Origin of the sequence: Paraburkholderia franconis (assembly GCF_009362735.1) — a bacterium.
Taxonomy (GTDB): Bacteria; Pseudomonadota; Gammaproteobacteria; order Burkholderiales; family Burkholderiaceae; genus Paraburkholderia; species Paraburkholderia franconis.
Window position 1 is genome coordinate 1 of the sequence record NZ_WHNP01000053.1, and the last position, 23063, is coordinate 23063.

Sequence of the window (23063 nt, forward strand, 5' to 3'; positions counted from 1 at the left end):
CAGGGCGAGGCGCGACGTGGGCGCGGCCAAAGCCTTTTTCAGCAAGGCGATCAGGCATCAGGGCCAGTCGCCGGAGATCATCACGCTCGATGGCTATGCTGCCTCGCACCGCGCGGTGCGCGAGATGATGGTCGATGGTTCGCTGCCTGAAGACACGAAGGTCCGGTCCTCGAAATACCTGAACAACCTGATCGAGCAGGACCATCGCCATATCAAATCCAGAACGAATGTGATGCTCGGCTTCAAACGGTTCAGAAGCGCCGCGACGACGATTTCAGGCATCGAGTTGACGCATCGCGTTCGTAAGGTCCAGTTCGATCTCGCGAAGCTCGGCCTTAACGATGCCGTTGCGCCCGTCTTATGGAATACGGTCCTCTGCGTTCAATAAGGTATCCTTCCTATATGAAGACTTCTCAACCGGCTTACCTATTTGCACCAGAACCCCGTCGGCCGTTACCCAGCGAAACGCGGTTCAGGCGACCCTTCCATACCCTGCCCGGTCACCGCAAACAGACCGTCGCTGTCGCTCTCCTTCTGTGGAACGCTCCACGTCGGCCGCCTCATTGTCGTCGCATAAAGCACATCCAGCCGGCTCTGTCGCAGTAAGAGAACCTGCTATCGTGAACGTTTCCGAACCGAACATGTAGCCGACGATGACGACCCCGAACGCCGCTGTGAGGAAGGTGCTCAAGCGCCTGCACTACCCACTGGATGTGATGCTCACTTGCGTGCGCTGGTACGTAGCCTACCTGTTGAGTCTGCGCCATCTCGAAGAAATGATGCTGGAGCGGGCTGTGTCGGTCGACCATTCGACTGTGCATCGCTGGGCCATCAAGCTTCTGCCGGTTCTCGAGAAGGCGTTTGGACCGCGTAAGCGGGCGGTCGGCAAGAGCTGGCGAATGGACGAGACGTATATCAAGGTCAAGGGTGAATGGAAATACCTGTACCGGGCCGTCGATAAAGCTGGCAACACGATCGATTTTCTGTTCCGCGCGAAGCGGGACAAGACCGCCGCACGGCGCTACTTCGAAAAAGCGATCGCTCGGAACGGCGCACCCGAGACCGTAACGATCGATAAGAGTGGAGCGAATCTCGCAGGGCTGCACATAGTCAATCTCGAGCGTGAGACACCGATCAAAATTCGACAAGCGAAGTACCTGAACAACGTTGTCGAGCAAGACCACCGGGCGATCAAACGCGTGGTACGGCCAATGCTGGGTTTCAAGAACTTTCGCTGCGCCCGCATCATCTTGAGCGGCATCGAACTCATGCACATGATAGCGAAAGGACAGATGGAGACTGGCCATGGTCCGGAACGCTCACGCGCAGAGCAATTCTACGACCTTGCGATGTAAGCATTCCTACGGACGTCGTCCTAAATCGTCTCCTCCTCCTTACCGCGACACAACCGTCGCGACTGCCGACGTGTACGCGGAAACCGTTCTGCTCTAACAATGTGCCCGCATGCTCGAGCATCTCATTCGCGACGACATCGAATGCGATCGTATGGTGGGTCGGATCGCCCTCGAAATAGACCAGCGTGTGATCACGCTCATCCGAGCGCAGGTAGGCCCAGCCACCCTCGCGGCGCACCAGCTGCAATCCAAGAATATCGGAGGCATACTTCGCCGCGGCGTCGATGTCGCGGGTACCGAGCCGGACATACCGGAGTTGGTGCAGATTGATCATGAACTGGACCCTCCGGTTCGCCTACCTCCAATGATAGGCGGCATTACCCTGTTCACAATCTTCGTGTTTGCTCGCCCAGCGCCGGCTTCTGGCTGGAGATGGAAAGAATACTGGTCCGTGAAAGATTTGAAGCCGCGCCTCTGCTCGCGGATCGGCGGAAGCTCGCATAATCGTCTCGGGTCGGCTCGATCTGAGACGGCCGCGGACGAGGCCGCCGCCAGCGCGTTTCCGTAACGCTATCGATGGATTTTGGGTCGCAACAAATGCGAGCGGAACCGCGTACCTTCCGCGAATGTCCGTTGCCAAGGGCCGACGCGACGTTCGAGCAGCCGCCCGGGTATACCGGCCAATGTCTCAAGTTGGCCGGCCCCGGCTGTTTGCGATCGCACGGTTGGAGGACTACCCCATCAGCTCTATAAGGGCCGGGAGGGCGAAGGAGCAAGCACCATACTGGAGACCTTGCCGTCGTTCTCGATTTCGACAAAACCGATTCTTCTGTACCAGTCAGAGGCAACCCGGTTGCACATCAAGACATGCAAGTACAGCGGCTTTTGTAAGGAACTGGACAACGACATCAACTTGGCCATCGCCTCACTGCCGATCGACTTGTTTTGCATCCCCGGCACGATACAAAGCATCCTCAGCCATACAAGATCCGGTTCGACTTCCCAGTGCACAAACCCGCATCGGTTGCCTTCCCGCATAACTATATGACAAGCACCTTGGCGAAGGCTTTTTGCAAACGCCGCTCGTTGCACGTTCTCGTCCCAACCATACGCTACGGCAACGAAACCTCTCATCGTTCGCTGGTACGTGTCAAATAGCCATTCCGAGTCTCCGGATACGGCCTGTCGAAAATCTAGATCCATGACAACAGCCGCTCGCGACGAGGAGGTCTTCGTCAGAGTACCGGATGCAAGGGATGGTAATCAACTCGTCGGGCGTCTGGACCGGCGGACACCAACTTACGCATAATGCCGGTTGAACATCCGCGACTGGCCGAACCAGAGCTCGCAACGCACTACTGGAATCGGCCCTGAAGAGACATTGAGATCGCTCGAAAGCGGCCGTTCGAAATGATAGGCCGTTTCGTCACACTGAATCTGTTCATTTCTTGTGCCGACGCCGACCCTGACGATCCACCCGTTTCTTGTCACTAGACACGCTGCAACCGCCGTTGCCTGAAGGTCCGGCAAATCAATAGTCGTACACGTGCTCGACCGTCAGTCCCATCGCGGAAGCCTGCACGAGAAACGTGGACAGTCTGCCGACCGGCATCAGTAGCGCGATGCGTCGCGTTTGCGCGGGCAGCGTGAGCGGCTGCTCGAACAGCACGCGCCAATACCCAGCCGACAGTTTCGTGTCGTTGCCCGCCCATACCGTGACGAGAATCGGCGTCGACGCGCCGTTGCCTGCGATGTCGTCGATTCTCAGGCCTTGCCGCGCTAGAGCCGTAGCCGCGATACGAAAGTCGAAATAACGAGGCAGCGACAGCAATACGCGCCCATCCGGCAAGCGCTGCTGCACGCTCACGCGCGCGGGCGGCGTCCATCCCTGCGGCAGGCGGTCGACCACGACGTCGGTGGTCATCAGTGCCGGCGTATACGTCGCGCGCGTCGCTTTCTCGATCAGCTTGCCGTACACCGCCTTGATTGCGTACTCAGTCGTGAGCTCGTACCGGCGCTCCCACTTGCGCACGAGGCCAGGTCCGAAGAGCGGCACGTCTGTCCATAGGTGCTTCAGTTGCGACCAGAAATCGAACAGATACCATGGCTCCTGGCGGATAAAATCGACGTAGTCCTGGGCAGCCTTCGCCCCATAACGATCCTCGTCCGTCGGGCGGCCTCCACCAAGCAGCCAGCTCGCACGCCCGACCGTGTTTTCGTAGACGGCGCGCAGCGTGTATTCAACCGTCGTGCTCGTGGCGATCACAAGGATCATGAGGTGATAGCCCAGGTTGAGCGGGTATCGGTCGCGGATCTGCTCTTCGGTCACCGTGCGATAGGTGGACCAAAGCTGCTCCGTTTGCGCAATGAACGGGAACCTATGTGCCGGCCGCTGCGCGACGACGCGCGCGTACTCCGCAGGACTGTGCACGAGATACCACTCGGGGAACGTCAGCAGAGTCTGCTCAGTGTCGCGCCGTGCCTCGGGTGGCACGAGGCTGCCTGCATCCGCGGCGGCGGCACACGCGAGCGCGGTCGCGAGCAACGTTGCGCACAGTGCAGTGGCCGCGCATGCGATGCTGCGCCTCATTGCCGATTCCCATCGCGCACGAATGCGAGCAACAGATTGTCGGACGGGTCGCCCGCTTGCGCGAGCCGCGCGCCGGTGTGACGGAAGCCGACAGTCTCGATGCGCGCGATCCAATCCTCAATGCTCGCGAAATGGCGCAGCTCGTTCCGATTCGTCCCCCATGATTCGCCGAGGCCTGCGTTGAACACCGTATGGGCAAGCGACACAAACGCATCCATCGCGGGCGTCGTCACGTCGTGGTCGCGAACAATGAAATAGCCGCCTGGTCTCGTGATCTGCGCGATCGATTCAAGAAAGGGCATGAGCCGCGACGGCGCCATGTGATGAAGCCCGACGAAGCAGCTGACGAGATCGGCACTTTGTGCCGGCAGCGCAACGGGGGCATAGCCGTTCAGCGGCACGAACACACCCGGCTTTCGAAGCTGTCCGCGTTCGACGATATCGACGGGCCCCGCGCCGGGCGCCACGTCGTGCACTAACGTCACGCTGCCCGTCAGGCGAAGGTGCTTCTTCATGGCCCGTACGTAGCGTCCCGTCGTGCCGATCTCGACATAATCGCGCAGCGCTTTCTCGCCGATCAGCGTGGCCGTCTGGCGGCCCATTTCCGCCTTCTGCGTCGCGAGCGACGGCAACGCGTGCGTCAGCATCGCCAACGGCGGCGTGATCGACTTCAGGCCGGCCTGAATACCGCGATAGATGGCTTCGTCGTCCGCGTGCTTCGCGGTCTCGACTCGGATCAGCGTGTGGAGCCGGTCCTCGGGCAGCACGTGGAAGATGTTCTGCAGAAACGTGTAGAAGCGGTCGGCCTCACGTTCGTCGCGGTAGACGGACGCGAACAGCGACGGAGAAAATCTGCCATTCGACGGCGCGCCATCCTGACGTGCAAGGGCCGGTGCGGTCACGAAGCGCGGCGCGTAGTAGCGATCCCACAGCGCGCCGCGCAGGCGATAGCGCGGATCGATCTCGCTTTTCAGCGCGAACATCTCCCGTGCACGCGGATAAGCGCGATGAAACTGCTCGTCGGTCGCGTGAAGCTGATAGGGCAGATAGTAGGTGCCGCCCGCCGCGAGCACCGCGTCGATCAACTCGCGGGTCCAGACGGCGACGCGCGCCTTTGCGCTTTCGCGCGTGCGCTGCTTGTAGTACAGCACGAACGCGAACGTTTCGCCCCGCGCCCACGCCATCACGGTCTGGTTGTCCGCAAGAGCATGGCGCACGGAAATGTTGACGACGTTCACCCGATGCTTCGCGAGAACGACCCCCATCGACTCGGCAAACGCGCCGACAGCATCGGAAGGCACAAAATATTCCTGCAGCACGTAGGTGCGGCGCATCCGGCCGATGGGCTCCAGTTCAGCGACGTCGTAACCGGCCTCGTAGTTTCGCCAGTGCACCTTCTTGCCGAGATGCAGCAGCGGATCGTACAGGTACTCTCGGCGGAACTTGCCGAGCGGCGTCTCCGTGATCGCCCACAACAGGTATTTCGCGAGCCAGAAGCCATGCGTGAGCGGCTGCAGGCGTGGGGCGGTGGTGGGTGCCTCGGTCACGGTCCAGCTCACCGCCCGCCCGCGCGTATAGTGCGGCGGGTAGAGGTCAAAGTTGTGGAATACCACGTCCTCGCGACCGCGGACGTTCGCATCGAACCACGCCTTGTATTGGCTGGTATCCATCTTCTTGTCGTTGCGCCCGACACGCGTGTTCGGCGCGAGCTCGAGCTCAGCTTCGACGATGATTCCGACGCCGCCGTAGCCGCCGATCGCTGCATTGAACAATCGCGTGTTGAGCGTGCGCGTTGCCTCAACGACTTCACCGCTAGCCAGCACCAACGTGATTGCACGCACCGACAGCACGACCGGCCCGAGCCCCACGTAGCGCCCATGTGCGTTCACGGAGAGCGCACCGCCAACGGTGAAGTTCGCATAGGTCTGCATGATCTTCACGGCGAAGCCGTGCGGGTCGATGAAGCGCTGGATATCGCACCAGCGGATGCCTGCCTGGACGCGGATCACTCCCGCTTGCGGATCGAAGCGCAGCACACGGTTCATCTGGCGCATATCCAGATGCAGCGTGTCCGGGCTCGCCGTCTGGCCACCCATGCTGAAGTGCCCGCCGCCAACCGAAACAGGGAGTTCAGTGTGGGTGAGCACGTTCACGACTTCCTGGGTCGATGTTGGCGTAATAACTGAGAGAACCGACATGCGGTTCAGCTGAGTAACGTCGTTGACTGTCGGCATGGCGCACTTCACTTCGCGGTGTCGACGAGCAAATAATCGACCCGGCTGGCGGGATCGGCGCCAAAGCGGTTCGAATGATCGACGCCGCGCTTAAGTAGTTGTCCAAGCACCCACAACGGGCCGATCACGGGAACGATTGTCACGACGAGTGCGCCACCGGGCCGTCCGACATCGTGCAGACGTTGGGTGGCGAGCGCGATGGCAATCCAGATGAACAGCAGCGCGAAGCATCCCGAGCCGACCTCGCCGAACGCTGCCCCGGCCAGACTGCCGAATGCCGCACAAACGAACGCCGCTATCGCAATGCGCGTCAGCCATTCGCTTCGAGTGATGCGTCCGTGCGGCAGCAGAAATGCGGCGAAGAGAGGAGTGAATGGCATGGCGATGCGCGTTCCGGTTTGTGGGGTTATCGGAAAACGTCTCGGCGAATAATGCACTAACTGCAGATTACCCGAAAGGGTGTTGGGCTTGATGTTGGACGGTTCTCGCCTATGACCACGAGCGGAGTATTTCGGTCGAGGTGGCAATGGACCTAACGCTTATGCACGTCCCGGTAGAGCATCATGTCTTTCAGCCGTTGTTCCTTTTCGTCGTCAAAGCCACATTGACCGTCCCACGCAACAGGATTGTCGTAGGTCCCGAAGAGCATGTCCCACCAGGTGATATCGCCATAGTTGTTCCTGTGCGATCCGTGCTCATGGTGAATACGATGCATCTCGGGGCGTTGAAAAAAGAAGCCAATCCACCGAGGTGTCCTGCAATTCGTGTGGTAGAAAAACTCTCCGGCGGCCGTGCAAAAGGTATAGACAACACCCGCCTGCACGGACAGGCCGAGTAGTGAGTAGACGAGGAAACTACCGATCACGGAGTTAACGACCATCTCGCCGGGGTGCTTATAGAACGATGTGATGACCTCCAGCCTTTGCGGGCTATGGTGGATCTGGTGGAATAGCCGCCAAAGCACGTCTAGTTCATGGCGCCAACGATGCCACCAATAGAACACGAAGGTCGCGACGAAGTATGCGCAGACACCGCCAACGCCGGGCGTCACGTACTTCGACAGATGAAAAAGCGAACCTGTTGAGAGCCACTTCTCCCACGTCATTCCCGCCACGGTAACGACACCGAGCTGGACGCCATTGACAAGAAGCACCCGCACATGCCAGGTCCGTACGCGCGGCAGGTTCCAGCCTGGTCGATACGTCTCCAGCACCAGGCAGAATCCGAAGAGAAGAACAATCGCGGCCATCATGGCGTCTCCCGGCAGGTAGCCGCTTCGCCAACGTCGCACGGCGCGCAGTCGATGAGGATGGACATAGTGAGGTCCCCGGTTTGTGTTATTGCGCGCAGGATGTCACGGGGTCTCGTCACGCGCACTCTTTTCGTGAAATTATGCGTAAAATGCCCCGTCAGGTACCGGATTTCGATACTTTCATGACAGAGATTGCCCGATTGGTCGCGACGCTCAAGCACCGCTTCAAGGCGGCCGGGCTTACCTATCGAGAGGTTGCACGCGCGCTAGACCTGTCCGAGGCAAGTGTGAAGCGCCTTTTGGACAACGGACGCATGACTGTCGAGCGCCTCGCCCAGATTTGCGACCTGCTGGGCCTGACGATGGCCGAGCTACTTCATGAAGCCGAGAACTCAACGCCCCGTTTGCACACACTCAAACCCGAGCAGGAGTCGCGGCTCGTCTCTGACGAGAAGTTTCTGCTGGTGACGGTGTGCGCGCTCAACCACTGGTCGGTGGATGACGTCGTCGCGACGTATCGGCTGACCGCGGCGGAGTGCATCAAGTACCTGCTCGCGCTCGACAGGATGGGCCTCGTCAAGCTGAAACCTGGCAACCGGATTCAACCGCTTGTCGCGCGCGACTTCGACTGGCTGCCTGGCGGCCCGATTCGACAATACTTTTCCCAGCGCGGGCTTCCCGACTTCATGGATAGCAGGTTCGACACGCCAGACGAATCGATGAGCTTCATTCACGGCATGCTGACGAAAGGAGCACTCAATCAGTTAAACGACGAATTGTTCAAGCTTCGTTCGAAGTTTGCCGCTCTACATGACCAATCATCCTCGGCACCGTTGCCGGAGAGGAGCGGAACGGCTCTCGTTCTAGCCATGCGCGGATGGGAGCCCCAGGCTTTCAGAAAGCTCCGACGTACGGCAGCGGTAGCCGTTGCCAAAAAGAACCGGTAGCGGCGCACGGTTTCCGTTGATCGCCGGATAATCTTTTCGGTTGCAAGGCCGATTGTCGACGATTCATGTGCTAGCCTCGAATGACCGCTCGTGGCTGCGGATTCAACCGGTCGATGCAATAGTTTGGTGAAACCGTTCGGCGGGCGTCTCGTAGTTCAGGGTCTTCCTCGGACGCTCATTCAATCGCCTCGCTACGGCATTGAGTCTGGCCTGCGAATACACGGACAGGTCTGTGCCCTTGGGGAAATACTGTCTTAACAGCCCGTTCGTGTTTTCATTGGACCCACGCTGCCACGGATGCTTTGGGTCACAGAAATAAACCTTGATGTCCGTAGCCACAGTGAAACGTTTGTGGTCAGCCATCTCCGTTCCCCGATCCCAGGTCAGCGATTTATACAGTTCATGCGGCAACTTGCACGCATGCCTGATGAGCGCATTGGCGACGACCTCGCTATCCTTGCTGGCGACCTTGACCAGCATCACGTAGCGTGTCTGGCGTTCGACGAGCGTCGCAATCTGGCTGCTTGCGCTGCCACACAGGAGATCACCTTCCCAGTGGCCGGGTACCGCGCGATCCTCAACGGTGGCCGGGCGTTCGCTGTTCGACACCGTGTCGCGAATCCTGCCGTGATCGTCCGTTTTCTGCGTGTGATGGCGGGACCGGCGCATGGCGCGGGTGCGCCGCAAATGCTCCAGCAACTCCTTCTTCAGGGCACCACGGGCCTGGATGAACAGACTGCGATAGATGGTCTCGTGTGACACGTGGTAGTCCTCGTTGTCCGGGTACCTGCGCTTCAGCCATCCGGCAATCTGCTGCGGCGACCACTGCAGCTGGAGCTTGCCTGCCACGATGTGCGCCAACATCCGGTGCTCAACCAGCTTACAGGCTTTGGGACGTCGCGCTCGATCCCAGGCAAGCTGGTCGGCGTGGCTTGCCCGGTAGCCATCCGGTCCACCATTGCGTTTTATCTCACGGCAGATGGTGGACGGCGCGCGTGAAAGGCGCTTCGCAATGGACTGGATCGAATCGCCTGCAGCAAGCGTCCGCGATATCTCTTCCCGCTCAGCCAACGTAAGCGCCAGGCGCGAGCGATGTCGCTGTGGCGGCCGGATGCCGCCAGTTTCAGCCAGAATCCCTTGTACGGACGAGTGGTTCCGATCGAAAAGCTGGGCAATATGCTGCAGGGATTCGCCCTTCTGCCAGCGCTCCCACATCAGCGCTTTCTGGGCCTCGGTGTAGTAGATCCGGCGTCGCTGCTTCATATGCAACACTCCTACTGCTTGCGCAGTCGCTAGTGTGTTGCATCGACCGGTTGAATCCGCAGCCGACTGCTGCCGGATGCCGATGACCGCGAGCGACCCACTCCGGGGGTTGTCGTACGTTCCGTGCGAAAACTGGCGGTTTGGTCATAACACCATCTCGATCTGACTTACAGAATCGTTCCGTGCTCGCACAACAAAGAGCCGCAGAGTCTTGCTGCAAGCAACTCCGCGGCCGGTCACCTTGCACGGAAAGTACGACAAGCCCTTATATGGAAGAGCAGATGCCGCATGCGTATGACGACGCATTCGTTGCGAAGGTCGAGTCGCTGCTGGAAGATCTGATGAACACGGCTCTCGCGCGGGGGTGGCGGCGGCCTGAACACCGGTCACGCCGCCATCCCCTCCGCCGGGCGGTCCGGGTTCACCGAGCGCGGCTTCACGTATCAACGTGTTTCGTCCGATCCCCGGCCTTATTCATCACGCGTGTGATGAATCGACACCTGTCGATCACCATCCGCTCATCACTGCGATGACATTCGTCCCGGCACTGAACCCGACAGCGCAACTATCGCTGCCGTCGCTGGTGACGGCAGCAGGGAGTGTGACGCGCGGTGCGCGATAGAATACGGTGTTCATGCGCTGTCTCAATGTTCAGGACGCAGCGGATGTCTCCGGGGTAAGGAACTGCCTGAACCGGAGTTCGCCCTGCTGGCGTACTTCGAAGTCCACTCCTGCGTCCGTGAGGGTGAAGAGCGCCGTCGCGAGGGTATTTTCTTCGTCAGGGTCGGCCGGGTCGTCGCGGTAAATCGGCAGGCCCGTGGGAGCCCTGTCCGACAGCACTTGCAGCAGGCTCGGACCACTGATGTCGCCAAGGGCCGCAAGCAACTGGTCGAGCCTGGCCTGGCGGTCGCCGGACGAGCCCGTGACAATCTGCGCCTCGGCATCGCTCCCGGCATGAATGAGATGGTTCGCATGGCCCGACACCCTGGGAACATCCAGCACCGAGCAGCGCCTGACTGTCGCCTCGACGCTGAGCAGCCGCTCATCGCCGACGCAGCCGAGCGTATGGTGAAAGCCACTCGCACGCTGCACGTGATTGAGGATATTCACCGCCGCATCAACGGACGTCGCGTCGAGCACGGCGCGCGCGAGGACCATGCGCGGAACGCCAACGGCCGGCTGTCTGATGCGGAGATTGTTGATGGCCTGAACCAGACCTGCACGATTGACGGCGAAGGTATGTCCGGGCAGTGAGCCGGGATAGTAGAAGCTCACGAACCCGGGCTTGCCGGTTGGACGGATGTCTACCAGCGAACACTTGCCGCGCAGGTACGGGTCGCCGTCTTCGTTGTGCGCGATGAAACGTGCGTCCGGGGTTCTCGCCGCCAGCGTGGTGCAGCCGTCCGGCGCGTTATGAATCAGCTCGCCCCGGCAGTTCCAGATGAAAACGTCTTCCGCCGGCCAGCCGAGGCCGGCCGCCATGCCGTCGATTTCGGCGACCTGATCCGGGTACGCGGCTTCAGCGGCCTGCCGCAGGCCCTGCACAAACTGGTGTCCTCGCCACTGGCTGACTGCCCGCCAGGCGGAGCTCTGTCCCATGTACGCGTCCATCACCGGACGCGCGGCTTCGCCAAGAGCAAGACCAATTTCGTACGGCGAGCCAGAGATGACGATAGGAGTCAATGCCTGCATTTTGAACATGACCTCGCTCAGGCGACGTGTTTCAGGAAGTCTTTCAGTCGTAGCGTAGGCGGCCGCTCGACGAGTTCTGTCGGTTCACCATCCTGGGCAATCCCACCCTGGTCCATGAACAGCAGACGCGTGCCGACGCGCTTCGCAAATCCGATTTCATGCGTCACGACAATCATCGTCATGCCTTCGGTTGCCAGGTCCTGCATGACCTTGAGCACTTCGTGCCGCAGCTCGGGGTCCAGGGCGGAAGTCGGCTCATCGAAGAGCATCAGCTTCGGCCGGATGGCGAGCGCCCGCGCAATCGCCACACGCTGCTGCTGGCCGCCGGACAATTCGGACGGGAAGTGATTGGCCCGCGATTCGAGACCGACCTTGTCGAGCAGTGCCATCGCCTGGTCCCGCGCCTCGGCCCGGGACGCTCCGCGCACCTGGATGGGGCCGAACATGACGTTCTCGAGCGCGGTCATCTGCGGGAACAGGTTGAACTGCTGGAAGACCATGCCGGCTTCCAGGCGGATGTTGCGAATGACCGACGCGTTGCCCTTGACACTCTGACCATCCACCAGCAATTCGCCGCCCGAGATCTTCTCCAGCGCATTGATGCATCGAAGCATCGTGGACTTGCCCGACCCGGAGGGCCCGACCACGACCACGACCTCGCCGGTATCGATACGCAGATTGATGTCCTTGAGCACAGGCACGTGGCCGAAGCTCTTCGAGACACCGTGAAATTCGACCATGCTCATAGTATGCGCATCCTCTTTTCAACGAGACGCAGCGTGATTGTCATCACACCCGTCAGGAGCAGGTAGATGAGTGCCACGATCGTCCAGATTTCGACCGCCCGGAAATTCCCGGCGATGATTTCCTGTCCCTTGCGCGTCAGTTCACCCACACCAATGACGATGAACAGCGACGTGTCCTTGAGGCTGACGATGCACTGGTTGCCCAGCGGCGGAATCAGCCGGCGGAATGCCAGCGGTCCGACGATTTTCAGCAGCACCCGGGGCATCGACAGACCCATCGCCAGACCCGCTTCCGTGAGACCCTTGGAAATCGACAGCAATGCGCCACGTATGACTTCACTGAGATAGGCCCCGGAGTTCACGGTGATGGCAATGATGGCGGCTGAAAGGGCGTCGATGCGGATATGTGCAAGCAGCGGCAGCGCGAAGTACAGGAACATGACCTGCACGACAATCGGCGTGCCGCGGATAAGTTCAATGTAGAGCTGGGCCAGAACGTTCAGTGCGGTGGGTCCATACGCCCGGAACATGCCGGTAATCATGCCGACGATGAACCCACCGACGAGCCCGACAAAGGCAATGAATACCGTTAGCTTCACTCCGTCCAGCAGGTCCGGAAGCGCGGCCCAGATGGCTGACCAATCGAATTCCACAAATCACTCCTGGTTGATTCGTCAACAGCGCGGCGACTGGCGCCGCGCCCCCATTTCAGACGATTACGACTTGGGCGGCTCCGAACCGAACCATTTCTTGTACAGTTTGGCGTAGCGGCCATCCGCCTTGATTTTTGTTATCTCCTCGTTGACCTTCGGCACGAGCGGACTGCCCTTCGGGAAGCCGATACCATATTTGTCACCACTGACCGGGTCGCCCGCAACCTTCACCTTGCCCTTGCCTTCCGTGTTCACGAAGTACAGGACATTCGGCGTATCGTGCATCGCCGCATCAACGCGGCCCGCTTCCAGCGCCAGGTATGCTTGGTCGATGTTCGGGAACTGGCGGATTTCCTTCGGCTTCAGGTGCGCCTTGATCCAGTCAATGGTTGCCGTGCCCGTCTTTGCGCCGATGACTTTTCCGTTCAGGTCATTGATGGACTTGATACTGGTGTTGCCGACCTGAACCATGGCCGCGAGCCCGCTGTCGTAGTACGGATCGGAAAAGTCGATGGCCTTCCTGCGCTCTTCCTTGATGGTCATGCCGGAGAGCGCCACATCGATGTTCTGGGTCTGAAGAGCCGGAATCAGGCCACTGAAGTCCATTGGCTGGATCTTGTACTTCCAGCCCTGGTCTTTCGCGATTTCGGCCCACAGATCGAGGTCAAAGCCGACGTACTTGTCACCCTGCTTGAATTCAAACGGCATGAAGGAGGTGTCGGTGCCGACGACCAGTTCTTTACTCTGCGCATGCGCGATGCTCGTGCCGAGCATGGCTATGGCAATGACAGACATGAGGAAGGAACGACGTCCCATGGATATTCTCCGCAGTGATTGACGATGCCCCTCCAGGATGCGGAGGGACGAGCGACAACAACCTGGGTGCATTGCAACGAGCGATGCGCACTGCTATATATGCACAACATATGTTGTCACGTCGAATACTAATACACCTGAACGAGACGTCAACAAGAATTCAGTAGTGAGAAACCCTGGCCGCGCAGCGGCGGGCTCAGGAAGGCGTGCCAGGCTGGGGAAACGCGGCTGTGTCAGCTGACATACGAACCCTTCTCGTGCAGGGCCCGCTCGGCGTCGGTCAATTGCCTGACGGCGTCTTCGCCCTCAAGCGCCAGCAGGTGTGCCACGAGGGACTCGGCGATGGCTGACGCAGCGACCAGCGAGGGGAAGAAGGACGGGCTTTCGTGCGAAAACAGGAGCACCTGGTCCGCATTCAGCGCAATCGGTGACACGGCGCTATCGGTGATGGCGACAAGCCGGCTGCCTTGCTCCTTTGCTGCCTCGGCCACCCGCGCCGCTTCGCGGGAGTAGGGCGCAAAGCTGACAACAACTGTTGCATGCCCTTTGGCGATGCTGCGCAGCTGCATTTCCAGCGTCCCTGCCTCGCCAGTCACAAGACTCACCGAGGGTCGAAAAAGCCGGTACCCGTAAACCAGACCAAACGCGACGGGATAGCAGGAGCGGAACCCGGCGATGTGGACGTGAAGCGCTTTCTTGAGCAACCTGGCTGCGTCCGGTATCCGGGCGCCGCTCTGCGCGACGGTCGCCTCGAGGTTGTGCTGCTGCGCGACCGCCATATGGATCGCCAGGGCCTGACGGGAGCCGCCTTTCACGAGCGCACGAGCCTTGCTGCTCAAGGGCTCGGGACGGGTGCGAAGGCGGGCGACGTAGATTTCGCGCAGATCGTTCCAGCCTGGAAAGCCGAGCGCCTGGGACAGCCGGACGAGGGCCGCCGGCTGTACCCTCGCACCTGCCGCCACTTTCCGCATCGACGAAACTGCGATTTCGTCAGGAAAATCCAGCAGGTACGCGGCGGCCGTCTGGAACTGCGGACTTAATTCCGGGAACCTGGTGCGGATGAGCGCGGCCAGTTCGTCAAAGCTGGGTGGCATGTGTACCCCCGATAAGGTGACAACAAATGTTACGTAGCGGCTGTCATCCTGGCAAGGTGCCCGTTCGCGCCGTGCTACGGGATTCGGGACCGGGGGCTGGCCGTCGCTGTCCAGCCATGATCGCTTCCACAATACCGGTGGCCGATTCCTGCCGGCAGCAGGCCATGTGCAATGAGGCGGTCGCGCGCGGGAGCGGGCCGGTGCTGCTCCGATACCACGCTGGCAGGCTGCAGCCTTGAAGGTGGCAGAGGGAATGGCGACGACGGGTTCACACGGGTAAACACCGAAGCGCAACGTTCGTTTCTGTTGTCTATAGTAATGGCAACATACGTTGCATAATTTCGCGGCGGGTGACCGGCCTCGTGAGTCCGTGGGACTTCCAGGTCGCGGGTACGCGCCGGTACCTCGACAGTTAACGATGGAGCTCCCGATGGCATTTGAAACGCTTCTTTATGGCGTGCAGGACGGGATCGCCGAAATCCGGCTGAACCGCCCGCACCGGTTGAATGCAGTGACGCAAAAACTTTACGACGAATTGAGCGAAGCGTTGACCATGGTCGAGGCGGACCGCAGCGTGCGGGTTGCCCTCATTACCGGCGAGGGCCGGGCATTCTGTGTGGGCGCGGACCTCAAGGAACACAAGGCCGGCCGCACGCCCTTCGAGCGCCGCGAGTACCTGCGGGGCGAGCAGGTGGCCTGCAAGCGGCTTCTCACGCTCGGCAAGCCCGTGATCGCTGCTGTCAATGGTTTCGCTCTCGGCGCGGGGGCGGAAATCGCGATTGCGTCCGACTTCGTCCTGATGGCCGAGAGCGCCCAGATTGGGCTTCCGGAAATCAGCATCGGGAATTTCCTCGGCGGCGGCATTACGTACCTCCTGCCGCGCCTGGTCGGTCTGGCAAAGGCGCGCGAGCTCGTTTTTCTCGGCGAGCGCATCGGCGGGCCGGAAGCGGCCCGAATCGGCCTGGCCAACCGGGTCTTTCCGGACGACGGGTTCCTGCAGCACGCCCGGGAATTCGCACGCAAGGTCGCGAGCAAAGCTCCGCACTCGATGCGGCTCGCCAAGGATCAACTCAACTTCGCGGGTGAACGGACCTTCGATGCTGCGCTGACCGCAGAACTCGAGGGCATGATGTTCTGCTCCACCACGCAGGACTGGCAGGAGGGCGTCAATGCGTTCGCCGAAAAACGTGCACCGGTCTTCAAGGGAGAGTAAGCATGCCAACCCGTAACCTGCACGACGTGTTCTATCCGAACTCCATCGTAGTGGTCGGCGCTTCAAGGGATGAAACCAAGCGCGGTTTCCGGTCCATCCAGAAGCTGCTTGAAGACGGCTTCACCGGCACGATTTATCCCGTCAATCCGAAGGAACCGGAAATCCTCGGCTTGAAATGTTATGCAAGTGTCGAGGAGATTCCACAGGCTTTTGACCTCGCACTCGTCTGCACGCCGGCGAAGACACTTCCAAAAGTTATCGAACAATGCGGGAAGAAAGGCGCGAGGGGTGCGGTGGTGCTCGCCGGCGGTTTCGCGGAGGCCGGTGACGACGGCCGGCTGCTTCAGGAAGAGATGGTCAGCGTGGCGCGCCAGTACGGCGTTCGCATCGTGGGGCCCAATACCTCGGGCATTTTCAACACCCACAAGAACTGCAACATCGTTGGCTTCAGCAACCTCAGGAAGGGCGACATCGGGCTCCTGTCACAGTCCGGCAACATGGCCCTTTCTCTGGTAACAGAGGCGCAGGCGAATGGTCAGCTTGGCCTGTCGACCTATGTCGGTATAGGCAACGAGTCGGACATCCGGTTCCATGAATATCTCGACTATTTCGCGGATGACGAGAACACCAGGGTCCTGGTTGCGTACGTCGAGGGAATGAAAGACGGCGCCGCATTCCTCGAGGGGTTGCGACGCATCACCCGCAAGAAACCAGTGGTCCTGTACAAGTCGGGCCGCACCAGCGCCGGTATCAGTTCAGCGAAATCGCACACCGGTGCGCTTGCCGGCGACTATGCAGTGAGCGAGGGCGTCCTGCGTCAGGCCGGCGCCGTCCTGGCCGCGAAATCGGACGAGATCATGTCGCTGGCTGAAGCGCTGTCGCTGCTCAAGCCACTCAGATCGCGTCGCGTGGCGGTGCTTGCTGACGGTGGGGGGCACGCCACGATTGCCGCTGACGCGTTGAGCGAATCGGGACTCGCGCTGGCGACGCTCTCCCCGGAATCGCGGGCACGCCTGGCCGCAATCCTTCCGCCTTCGGCCGCGACCGCCAACCCCGTCGATGTCGCCGGCGGCACAGATTCAAACCCCGCAGTATTCGCCGAGTGTGCGCAAATCCTCCTTGAGGATCCGGAGGTCGATGGCCTGCTGATTACGGGGCTCTACGGAGGGTATGGCGTCCGTTTTTCACAGTCATTGACGCCCATCGAGATGGAAGCTTCCGCCAGGATCGCTCAGATTAACAACGAATCTGGCAAGCCGGTGGTGGTTCACAGCCTCTACGGCAGCCTGTATGCTGATTTGCGCCCAGCCCCTCTAGCCTGTATTCGCGAAGCGGGTGTTCCGGTCTACGACTCGCTGGAAATGGCCGTCCGTTGTCTTCAGGCTCTCGCTGAGGTCGGAGAAGCGCGCTCCCGGACCGACTGCCCGGCACCGGCGCCAGCTAAACGTTCAAGCACTTTCGGGCAGATTGTGGATATCTGCCGCGCCGAGGACCGTACCGTCGTCCTTGAACACGAGGCACGGCAGGCGCTGGCCGACGCCGGTGTTCCCATGACTGCGAAGGCAGTCCTTGCACGCAGCCCTGACGAAGCGGTGGAGGCATTCCGGCAGCTCGGCGAGGTCCCGGTCGCAATGAAAGTCGTCTCGCGCGACATCATTCATAAGTCCGACGCAGGGGGAGTCAAACTGGGCGTCAGCGCTGTTGGCGCGGTCAAGCAGGCCTTCGACGACATTCTGGCAAGCGGCCGTCAATTCGTCCCGGACCCAGACATCACCGGTGTGCTTGTGACGCCAATGGCGCCGAAAGGAGGAGTCGAGGTCATCGTGGGTGTAGTGCGCGACCCGACCTATGGTCCGGTCATGATGTTCGGGCTCGGCGGAATACTGGTTGAGGTACTCAAGGATGTCGTGTTCCGCTCACTGCCCCTGACCGAAGGTGACGCGCGTCAAATGCTCGAAGAGATACGGGCAGCCGAGATTCTGAACGGCGTTCGCGGTGCGCCTCCGACCGATAAAAATGCGCTCGTCCAGTTGATGCTGGGCATCTCGGCGTTGTGTACTGCATTTCCAGAAATTGAGGAACTGGATCTCAACCCGGTAATGGCCTATCCGTCGGGAGTAGGTATTCTCGATGCACGGATCCTGCTCGATGCCGCCTCGCAAACGGCAGCCACTGAATGAATCATGGAGCCAACATGACACTCGTCCCAACTCTGACAGACGCGATCATCACCCGCAGTGGACGGGTCGTGACGTTGACGCTGAATCGTGACGACGTCCGCAACGAATTGACTGGCACAAAGCTGGTCGAGGATATCGAGAGGACGGTCGCGTGGATCAATGCAAACGAAGAAGTGGCGGCCCTGATTATCACTGGCGCTGGCAAGGCATTTTCTTCGGGCGGGAATATCAAGCATATGTTTCACCGCGAAGGCAGCTTCGGTGGTGACGTCTACGAGGTTCAGAACCGCTATCGTGCCGGGATACAGCGGATTCCGCTGGCCATGCAGAAGCTCGAGGTGCCGTCCATTGCCGCAATCAATGGAGCAGCTGTGGGCGCCGGCTTCGACCTCGCATGTATGTGTGACATCCGGCTGGCGGTGCCCGATGCCATCCTGGGCGAGACGTTTGTGAACGTCGGCATTATTCCGGGCGACGGTGGCGCGTGGTTCCTGCAGCGTCTCGTTGGTTACGAGCGTGCGGCTGAGCTGACCTTCTCAGGACGCACCTTCAAAGGCGAAGAAGCAAAGGCAATGGGCATTGTCCTTGACGTTGCGGCACCTGACGACCTGCTCGAGGCCGCACAGCGTCTCGCGCAAGGTTTCGCCGGCAAGCCGCCTCAGGCGCTGCGTTTGACCAAGCGGCTGATGAAGAGCGCGCAGCGGATGGAACTCGCGGACTTCCTTGAGCACTGCGCAGTCTTCCAGGGCATATGCCACAACACCGGCGACCATATTGAAGCGCTTGCAGCAACGCTCGAGAAGCGGCTACCCATCTTCAAAGGGCATTAGTCTCATACGCCGAAGCGGGCCTTGAGGGTTCTGGTGCAAATCGAAACGGCCGGGGTGTTACCCTCGGTTTTTTCCAACGCAAGCCCGCAATGTCGGAGACATGGATTGGTTATTCAATGGCCGCCACTTCGACCGCGAAGTCATCGTGCTGTGTGTTCGCTGGTACCTTCGTTACAAGCTCAGCCTTCGCGACCTCGTCGAAATGATGGCCGAACGCGGCTTGTCGCTCGCACACACCACGATCATGCGTTGGGTCCAGCGCTTCACGCCCGAGTTCGTCAAGCGCTGGAATCGCTTTGCCGTGCCAGCCGGTCAGTCGTGGCGGGTCGATAAGACGTACGTGAACATCCATGGCAAATGGGCCTACCCCTACTGTGCGGTTGATCGAACCGGCAAAACGGTCGACTTCCGGCTCAGCACAAGGCGTTGTCCATGCAGCCAAAGCCTTCTTCGCGAGGGCCACCAGCAGCCAGGGGCGCGCTCCAAAAACGTTCACGCTGGGCCGCTACCGGCGTCGCACCGGGCGGTGCGCGAAATGACGGACGCGTTGCTGCCAGACGACACGACAGTACGGTCGTCAAAGTACCTGAACAATCTGATCGAGCAGGATCATCGTCACGTCAAGTCAGGGTCAACGCGATGCTTGCCTTCAAACGCTTCAGGAATGCACGGGAGCCCGCGAAATCTTCTTCATTGCCCGTTAGCTCGAAACCTTCCAGCGACAGCTGATCGCCGAACAACAAGCTTCGGAAGTGGAACTCGTGCAGGACGCCGTCCGCATCCGGCATGCGTGAACTTCGGATATTCGACGAGGCGAACGTTCCCGAGACGCGCCATCTCCGGGTTGAAACAACGGCTGCAGAGCACGCGAAATGCGTCGTCCGGCAAAGCGGCGCTGACGACATCCTGTGATAATGAATGCGCCCCGCACTGGGCACAGGTTGTACCGGCCGCGCTCACTTGCGCTGAACCGGCTGCCATTCTCGTAACCCTTGCAAGCCAGAGGGCACTGCTTTTCTCGAACTCCGTCGGACGATTGCATCAATCGCAAACGGTTTCGGTAATCCGGCCGTTCTCGGCCCTGAAACGAGTACGTTACCCCATCTATGTCGACAGCCTTTAGTCAAACGTAGTTTCGGTGAAGTCCCTCACACGAACCATCGCCGCCCCTCAGTCCGTCTCGATCCCTAACGCCGTAATCAAGCGCTCACGCCGCGAAAGCGCCTGCAACGACCGCTTGCCCAAGTGCGTCGCGACCAGATTGAGCAGGCCTTCACAAAAGATCAGATACGCGCCCATGCTGGTGGTGAAGAAGCTGCTCTCATGGGGGATCAGAAACGCGTGACGTGCGGGCGGCACCAGCGGCGACGCGAGCGTATCGGTGATCGCGATCACGATCATGCCGGCCGCGGCGGCCGCCACGGCAGCCTCGGCGACGCTGCGCGTATAAGGCGCGACGCTCGACACCACGACCACGTCACCCGGCTGCAATTGCGCGAGTCCTTCCGCGACGCCGAGTCCCTGCACATCGAGCAATGCGACATCGGTGCGGATCATCCCGAGCCCATAACAAAGAAAACTCGCGAGCGCGCTGAACTGCCGCAAGCCATGCACGCGCACGCGCGGCGCGTCAGCAAGCAAAGCCGCCGCGTCACGCAGATCCGCAGCAGACAGGCGCGCAAGAAACGTCTCGACGTTGCTGATCGATTCACGCGCCAGTTGCGCCACGACGTGGACCTCGGGCGACGTCGCACCATCGACGGGCGTCTGCGCGCGCGCTTTCTTGCCAGCGACCAGCCGTTCCGCCTGATGCGTATGGAAATGCCGATGACGCTGGGCGAGTGAGTCGCGAAACACGCTCTGAAAGTCCGCAAAGCCCGCATAGCCGAGCTTCGTGCTAAGCCGCGTCAACGTCGACGCATTCACGTCCAGCGCCGTCGCCAGATCGGTAATCGTACGGAAGGCGACTTCCTCCGGCCGTTCGAGCAGCCGCCCCAGCACCGTATGCGCCTTGCCGCCGAGCGAAAGCCCTGCCTCGTCGCGGCCGATGCGCACCGCCAGTTCGCGCAGCGCGTCCACGCTACGCGGCGTGTCAGGCGCCCTCGTCTTGTCGTTATTCGCAGCCGTGCGGCGCGTCTTGCGTTTGTCTGTGTCCATCGATCAACCGATACCGGGGCGGCATCCCAGGCTGTTCATAAACATCCCATTCTATGTGAGACGCCTTGATCACGATATCGGCGGTTACGACGGCGGGGTCGGCGCGATAGATCGGCAGCGACGCATCGTGCCTGTCGGCGAGGATCGCAAGCGGATCGGGCGCGCGCCCTGCTTCGTGCGCCGCGCTGCTGCCGGTCACCCGACGAATCCGTCACGACCTGGGCACAGCGGCTCATTGCCGGATGGATCGCATGAGATGCGGCCGTTTCCGTGTTGCGCGACAACCTACGCGCGGGCGGCTTCCATGATTCGCATGCAGCGACGGCTCCATGATCGCCTGCACCGAACAGCCGCGCTGTACTCGACGCTCAGCAACGCAGCACTCGCGCAATGCCCGAGCGTCAGCGAGACCGCGCGCATCCAGCACGGCGCGGGTCAGCACCATGCGTGGCACGACCGCCTTGACCTGGCGCTGCCGCAGATTGTTCACGGTGACGGCAAGCCCCGCGTCCGTCAGGGCGAACGTATGGCCTGGCAGCGAGCCGGGATACACGAAGGCCGCAAAGCCGGGACTGCCTTCGAGGCGGCACTCGGCAATCGCGCAATGTCCCGCAAAAACGGGGGCCCCGTCGGTTCTGGTGCAAATCGGAGAGGCCGGGGTGTTACCCGGTGTTACCCTCGGGTTTTTTCGAACGCGAGCTTGCAATGAGTACGCTCGGAGACATCGATTGGTTGTTCAATGGTCGCCACTTCGACTGTGAAGTCATCGTCTGTGGGTTCGCTGGTACCTGCATTAAAAGCTCAGCGTTCGAGACCTCGTCGAAATCATGGCCGAACGTGGCCTATCGCACGAACACACGACGATCATGCGCTGGGTCAAGCGCTTCAGGCCGGAGTTCGTCAAGTGCTGGAATCGCTTTGACATGACGGCCGGTCAGTCGTGGCGAGTCGACGAGACGCATGTGAAGATCCGTGGTAATTAGGCCTACCTCTGCCGCGCGGTTGACCGGGTCGGAAATACGGTTGACTGGTCGTGCTCACGATGACACGTTCGCCGATGCTTCGTGACGACGATGCTGCAAACGCGCAGGTCGCAGTGTAACAATGCTTTTTTTGCTGATCGAGGGTTGAAACTGACTTTCTTCAGGTGCAGGCTCCGGGCGGAGATGTTGCCTGCGGACTCGGCTGACAACTTCAAGAGTCGGATTCCCAGCTTCAGATATCGAGCGCCAATGTCCCTTCCTCGCCAGGTTGCTGACGTTGGGAGGATTTCGTGAGGGACCGCTTTGGCCGAATCCGGAAGTACGTCGACTGCCGGCTGCTCGTCCCGTCGCAGCACCGAACTTCCGCAGTCGAGTGCGGATTCAACCGGTCGTGCCTGGATCCAGGCCGTATTTCTCTGTTCATGACTTTTGCATTGCGACAAGCCATCGACGAAGTCCGGCAGGAAACACGAACGGAAAAAAACGCCTTGCCCATCCGCGGCGTTCATACATGTAAACATGCGCGGCGAACGTGGTCCGTTCGCGCCATCGACAACATTCCTCTTCGTCGTGTCGTTCGCGGAACCCGTGCCAGTACGCCCTCTTCATGGGCAAGGTTTTGCCCTGCAACCACGGATCGCGCGAGCGGCGGCCACGTACGGATCGCTCGCTGCCACCAGCGGCGCCCCGTTTCCCGGTCGGTCCATACAATCGATCGTCAAAGGGCACCTTTGGCGAAGCCGCCGGCGTCCTGCGCATGCGCGGCGGCTCGGGCCCCCTCATTCGAGCGCAACGTCACCGTTAAACGGAACCTTCAGCTTCAGGCCGGCGACTTCGAGCGTAATGGTGGCCGGCAGGGTTTCGTTTCCTTTCACGTCGCCGCTGGCCAAGGCCTTCTCGACCGCATGCTCGATCTCGCGCTGCGCGGCAACGCCGAAGGACTTCAAAAGCTTGCGAATGCTCAGGTTCAACGCTTCGTCGTTCATGTTCATCTCCTGATTCCAATGAGAACGCGTCAGATCGCATCGACACTGCTGCAATTTCGGCCAACTCGGCGG

23 protein-coding genes and 3 pseudogenes are annotated in these 23063 nt (G+C 60.6%); 8 read left to right on the forward strand and 18 right to left on the reverse strand.

Features of this window, described 5'->3' with window-relative positions:
* Together GCT13_RS34830 and GCT13_RS34835 are read left to right on the forward strand one after the other, a co-directional pair.
* Positions 1 to 388 (forward strand): DDE-type integrase/transposase/recombinase (locus GCT13_RS34830; RefSeq protein WP_152766160.1); only part of this gene is annotated, 388 nt, incomplete at its 5' end.
* A gap of 265 nt (positions 389 to 653) precedes the next feature.
* Positions 654 to 1355: an IS6 family transposase gene (locus GCT13_RS34835; protein WP_152766162.1), complete on the forward strand. Its 702-nt coding sequence runs from the start codon at positions 654 to 656 to the stop codon at positions 1353 to 1355.
* Here the strand turns inward: GCT13_RS34835 and GCT13_RS34840 are convergent.
* From GCT13_RS34840 to GCT13_RS34865, 6 genes are all read right to left on the reverse strand, one after another.
* Positions 1267 to 1689, reverse strand: coding sequence for a VOC family protein (locus GCT13_RS34840; RefSeq protein ID WP_227747166.1), 423 nt, complete (start codon positions 1687 to 1689; stop codon positions 1267 to 1269). The two genes, GCT13_RS34835 and GCT13_RS34840, sit on opposite strands and share 89 nt — an antisense overlap.
* Before the next feature lie 413 nt (positions 1690 to 2102).
* Complete coding sequence (locus tag GCT13_RS34845; protein ID WP_227747167.1) at positions 2103 to 2489, reverse strand: GNAT family N-acetyltransferase; 387 nt, start codon at positions 2487 to 2489, stop codon at positions 2103 to 2105.
* Between the two features lie 397 nt (positions 2490 to 2886).
* The gene (locus GCT13_RS34850) at positions 2887 to 3945 is read right to left on the reverse strand and encodes a hypothetical protein (protein WP_227747168.1); all 1059 of its coding nucleotides are present in this window, start codon (positions 3943 to 3945) and stop codon (positions 2887 to 2889) included.
* On the reverse strand, positions 3942 to 6179 hold the full coding sequence (locus GCT13_RS34855) for an FAD-binding protein (protein ID WP_152766166.1): 2238 nt from the start codon (positions 6177 to 6179) through the stop codon (positions 3942 to 3944). Before GCT13_RS34855 ends, GCT13_RS34850 begins: the two co-directional genes overlap by 4 nt.
* Positions 6180 to 6187: 8 nt before the next feature.
* The gene (locus tag GCT13_RS34860) at positions 6188 to 6559 is read right to left on the reverse strand and encodes a DUF805 domain-containing protein (protein ID WP_152766168.1); all 372 of its coding nucleotides are present in this window, start codon (positions 6557 to 6559) and stop codon (positions 6188 to 6190) included.
* Positions 6560 to 6711: 152 nt separating this feature from the next.
* The gene (locus GCT13_RS34865; protein ID WP_152766170.1) at positions 6712 to 7431 is read right to left on the reverse strand and encodes a sterol desaturase family protein; all 720 of its coding nucleotides are present in this window, start codon (positions 7429 to 7431) and stop codon (positions 6712 to 6714) included.
* A gap of 182 nt (positions 7432 to 7613) precedes the next feature.
* Between GCT13_RS34865 and GCT13_RS34870 the strand changes: the two genes are divergently transcribed.
* Positions 7614 to 8378 (forward strand): helix-turn-helix domain-containing protein, encoded by a 765-nt coding sequence (locus GCT13_RS34870; protein ID WP_152766172.1) that lies wholly within the window; start codon positions 7614 to 7616, stop codon positions 8376 to 8378.
* Between the two features lie 102 nt (positions 8379 to 8480).
* Here the strand turns inward: GCT13_RS34870 and GCT13_RS34875 are convergent, their stop codons facing one another.
* The 6 genes from GCT13_RS34875 to GCT13_RS34900 all read right to left on the reverse strand — a co-directional run bounded on the left by GCT13_RS34875 (position 8481) and on the right by GCT13_RS34900 (position 14642).
* Positions 8481 to 9641, reverse strand: a complete 1161-nt coding sequence (locus GCT13_RS34875; RefSeq protein ID WP_152766174.1) for an IS30 family transposase — start codon at positions 9639 to 9641, stop codon at positions 8481 to 8483.
* A 651-nt stretch (positions 9642 to 10292) separates the two neighbouring features.
* A complete protein-coding gene (locus GCT13_RS34880) occupies positions 10293 to 11333 on the reverse strand; it encodes a C45 family autoproteolytic acyltransferase/hydolase (RefSeq protein WP_152766226.1) in 1041 nt (346 codons plus the stop codon).
* Positions 11334 to 11350: 17 nt separating this feature from the next.
* Positions 11351 to 12079, reverse strand: a complete 729-nt coding sequence (glnQ, locus tag GCT13_RS34885; RefSeq protein ID WP_193727831.1) for a glutamine ABC transporter ATP-binding protein GlnQ — start codon at positions 12077 to 12079, stop codon at positions 11351 to 11353.
* The gene (gene glnP, locus GCT13_RS34890; protein WP_321574819.1) at positions 12076 to 12732 is read right to left on the reverse strand and encodes a glutamine ABC transporter permease GlnP; all 657 of its coding nucleotides are present in this window, start codon (positions 12730 to 12732) and stop codon (positions 12076 to 12078) included. Before glnP ends, glnQ begins: the two co-directional genes overlap by 4 nt.
* A gap of 63 nt (positions 12733 to 12795) precedes the next feature.
* Positions 12796 to 13548: a glutamine ABC transporter substrate-binding protein GlnH gene (glnH, locus tag GCT13_RS34895; protein ID WP_152766176.1), complete on the reverse strand. Its 753-nt coding sequence runs from the start codon at positions 13546 to 13548 to the stop codon at positions 12796 to 12798.
* A 233-nt stretch (positions 13549 to 13781) separates the two neighbouring features.
* Entirely contained in the window at positions 13782 to 14642 is an 861-nt protein-coding gene (locus tag GCT13_RS34900) for a MurR/RpiR family transcriptional regulator (protein WP_152766178.1), read from the reverse strand.
* Positions 14643 to 15072: 430 nt separating this feature from the next.
* Here GCT13_RS34900 and GCT13_RS34905 point away from each other — a divergent pair, with 430 nt between their 5' ends.
* The 4 genes and pseudogenes from GCT13_RS34905 to GCT13_RS51390 all read left to right on the forward strand — a co-directional run.
* Positions 15073 to 15855, forward strand: coding sequence for an enoyl-CoA hydratase/isomerase family protein (locus GCT13_RS34905; RefSeq protein ID WP_152766180.1), 783 nt, complete (start codon positions 15073 to 15075; stop codon positions 15853 to 15855).
* Between the two features lie 2 nt (positions 15856 to 15857).
* A complete protein-coding gene (locus GCT13_RS34910; protein ID WP_152766182.1) occupies positions 15858 to 18035 on the forward strand; it encodes an acetate--CoA ligase family protein in 2178 nt (725 codons plus the stop codon).
* A gap of 14 nt (positions 18036 to 18049) precedes the next feature.
* The gene (locus GCT13_RS34915; protein ID WP_152766184.1) at positions 18050 to 18865 is read left to right on the forward strand and encodes an enoyl-CoA hydratase-related protein; all 816 of its coding nucleotides are present in this window, start codon (positions 18050 to 18052) and stop codon (positions 18863 to 18865) included.
* A gap of 100 nt (positions 18866 to 18965) precedes the next feature.
* Positions 18966 to 19445 (forward strand): annotated as a pseudogene (locus GCT13_RS51390) (IS6 family transposase); the annotation flags it as partial.
* A gap of 40 nt (positions 19446 to 19485) precedes the next feature.
* Here the strand turns inward: GCT13_RS51390 and GCT13_RS51395 are convergent.
* The 5 genes and pseudogenes from GCT13_RS51395 to GCT13_RS49780 all read right to left on the reverse strand — a co-directional run bounded on the left by GCT13_RS51395 (position 19486) and on the right by GCT13_RS49780 (position 21728).
* Positions 19486 to 19653 carry a DUF7686 domain-containing protein gene (locus GCT13_RS51395; RefSeq protein WP_407670908.1) on the reverse strand — a complete coding sequence of 56 codons (168 nt, stop codon included), beginning with the start codon at positions 19651 to 19653 and terminating at the stop codon, positions 19486 to 19488.
* Between the two features lie 91 nt (positions 19654 to 19744).
* Positions 19745 to 19846, reverse strand: a pseudogene (locus tag GCT13_RS51640) (hypothetical protein); the annotation flags it as partial.
* Positions 19847 to 20035: 189 nt separating this feature from the next.
* Positions 20036 to 21022, reverse strand: coding sequence for a MurR/RpiR family transcriptional regulator (locus tag GCT13_RS34930; RefSeq protein WP_152766186.1), 987 nt, complete (start codon positions 21020 to 21022; stop codon positions 20036 to 20038).
* The gene (locus tag GCT13_RS49775) at positions 20979 to 21221 is read right to left on the reverse strand and encodes a hypothetical protein (RefSeq protein WP_227747169.1); all 243 of its coding nucleotides are present in this window, start codon (positions 21219 to 21221) and stop codon (positions 20979 to 20981) included. Before GCT13_RS49775 ends, GCT13_RS34930 begins: the two co-directional genes overlap by 44 nt.
* 33 nt (positions 21222 to 21254) lie before the next feature.
* Entirely contained in the window at positions 21255 to 21728 is a 474-nt protein-coding gene (locus tag GCT13_RS49780) for a carcinine hydrolase/isopenicillin-N N-acyltransferase family protein (RefSeq protein ID WP_227747170.1), read from the reverse strand.
* On the opposite strand from GCT13_RS49780, the pseudogene GCT13_RS34940 reads away from it, so the two are divergent.
* Positions 21728 to 22002: pseudogene (locus tag GCT13_RS34940) on the forward strand (IS6 family transposase); the annotation flags it as partial. The gene GCT13_RS49780 and the pseudogene GCT13_RS34940 overlap by 1 nt on opposite strands.
* Positions 22003 to 22784: 782 nt before the next feature.
* Here the strand turns inward: GCT13_RS34940 and GCT13_RS34945 are convergent.
* Positions 22785 to 22991, reverse strand: a complete 207-nt coding sequence (locus GCT13_RS34945; RefSeq protein ID WP_124612815.1) for a DUF6494 family protein — start codon at positions 22989 to 22991, stop codon at positions 22785 to 22787.
* Between the last annotated feature and the right edge of the window lie 72 nt (positions 22992 to 23063).

What these genes read in the sequence shown, in the direction of transcription:
- GCT13_RS34835 (WP_152766162.1), top strand. Translation starts at nt 654, where the DNA reads ATGACGACCCCGAACGCCGCTGTGAGGAAGGTGCTCAAGCGCCTGCAC.
- GCT13_RS34840 (WP_227747166.1), bottom strand. Translation starts at nt 1,689, where the DNA reads ATGATCAATCTGCACCAACTCCGGTATGTCCGGCTCGGTACCCGCGAC.
- GCT13_RS34845 (WP_227747167.1), bottom strand. Translation starts at nt 2,489, where the DNA reads ATGAGAGGTTTCGTTGCCGTAGCGTATGGTTGGGACGAGAACGTGCAA.
- GCT13_RS34850 (WP_227747168.1), bottom strand. Translation starts at nt 3,945, where the DNA reads ATGAGGCGCAGCATCGCATGCGCGGCCACTGCACTGTGCGCAACGTTG.
- GCT13_RS34855 (WP_152766166.1), bottom strand. Translation starts at nt 6,179, where the DNA reads ATGCCGACAGTCAACGACGTTACTCAGCTGAACCGCATGTCGGTTCTC.
- GCT13_RS34860 (WP_152766168.1), bottom strand. Translation starts at nt 6,559, where the DNA reads ATGCCATTCACTCCTCTCTTCGCCGCATTTCTGCTGCCGCACGGACGC.
- GCT13_RS34865 (WP_152766170.1), bottom strand. Translation starts at nt 7,431, where the DNA reads ATGATGGCCGCGATTGTTCTTCTCTTCGGATTCTGCCTGGTGCTGGAG.
- GCT13_RS34870 (WP_152766172.1), top strand. Translation starts at nt 7,614, where the DNA reads ATGACAGAGATTGCCCGATTGGTCGCGACGCTCAAGCACCGCTTCAAG.
- GCT13_RS34875 (WP_152766174.1), bottom strand. Translation starts at nt 9,641, where the DNA reads ATGAAGCAGCGACGCCGGATCTACTACACCGAGGCCCAGAAAGCGCTG.
- GCT13_RS34880 (WP_152766226.1), bottom strand. Translation starts at nt 11,333, where the DNA reads ATGCAGGCATTGACTCCTATCGTCATCTCTGGCTCGCCGTACGAAATT.
- glnQ (WP_193727831.1), bottom strand. Translation starts at nt 12,079, where the DNA reads ATGAGCATGGTCGAATTTCACGGTGTCTCGAAGAGCTTCGGCCACGTG.
- glnH (WP_152766176.1), bottom strand. Translation starts at nt 13,548, where the DNA reads ATGGGACGTCGTTCCTTCCTCATGTCTGTCATTGCCATAGCCATGCTC.
- GCT13_RS34900 (WP_152766178.1), bottom strand. Translation starts at nt 14,642, where the DNA reads ATGCCACCCAGCTTTGACGAACTGGCCGCGCTCATCCGCACCAGGTTC.
- GCT13_RS34905 (WP_152766180.1), top strand. Translation starts at nt 15,073, where the DNA reads ATGGCATTTGAAACGCTTCTTTATGGCGTGCAGGACGGGATCGCCGAA.
- GCT13_RS34910 (WP_152766182.1), top strand. Translation starts at nt 15,858, where the DNA reads ATGCCAACCCGTAACCTGCACGACGTGTTCTATCCGAACTCCATCGTA.
- GCT13_RS34915 (WP_152766184.1), top strand. Translation starts at nt 18,050, where the DNA reads ATGACACTCGTCCCAACTCTGACAGACGCGATCATCACCCGCAGTGGA.
- GCT13_RS51395 (WP_407670908.1), bottom strand. Translation starts at nt 19,653, where the DNA reads ATGCCGGATGCGGACGGCGTCCTGCACGAGTTCCACTTCCGAAGCTTG.
- GCT13_RS34930 (WP_152766186.1), bottom strand. Translation starts at nt 21,022, where the DNA reads ATGGACACAGACAAACGCAAGACGCGCCGCACGGCTGCGAATAACGAC.
- GCT13_RS34945 (WP_124612815.1), bottom strand. Translation starts at nt 22,991, where the DNA reads ATGAACGACGAAGCGTTGAACCTGAGCATTCGCAAGCTTTTGAAGTCC.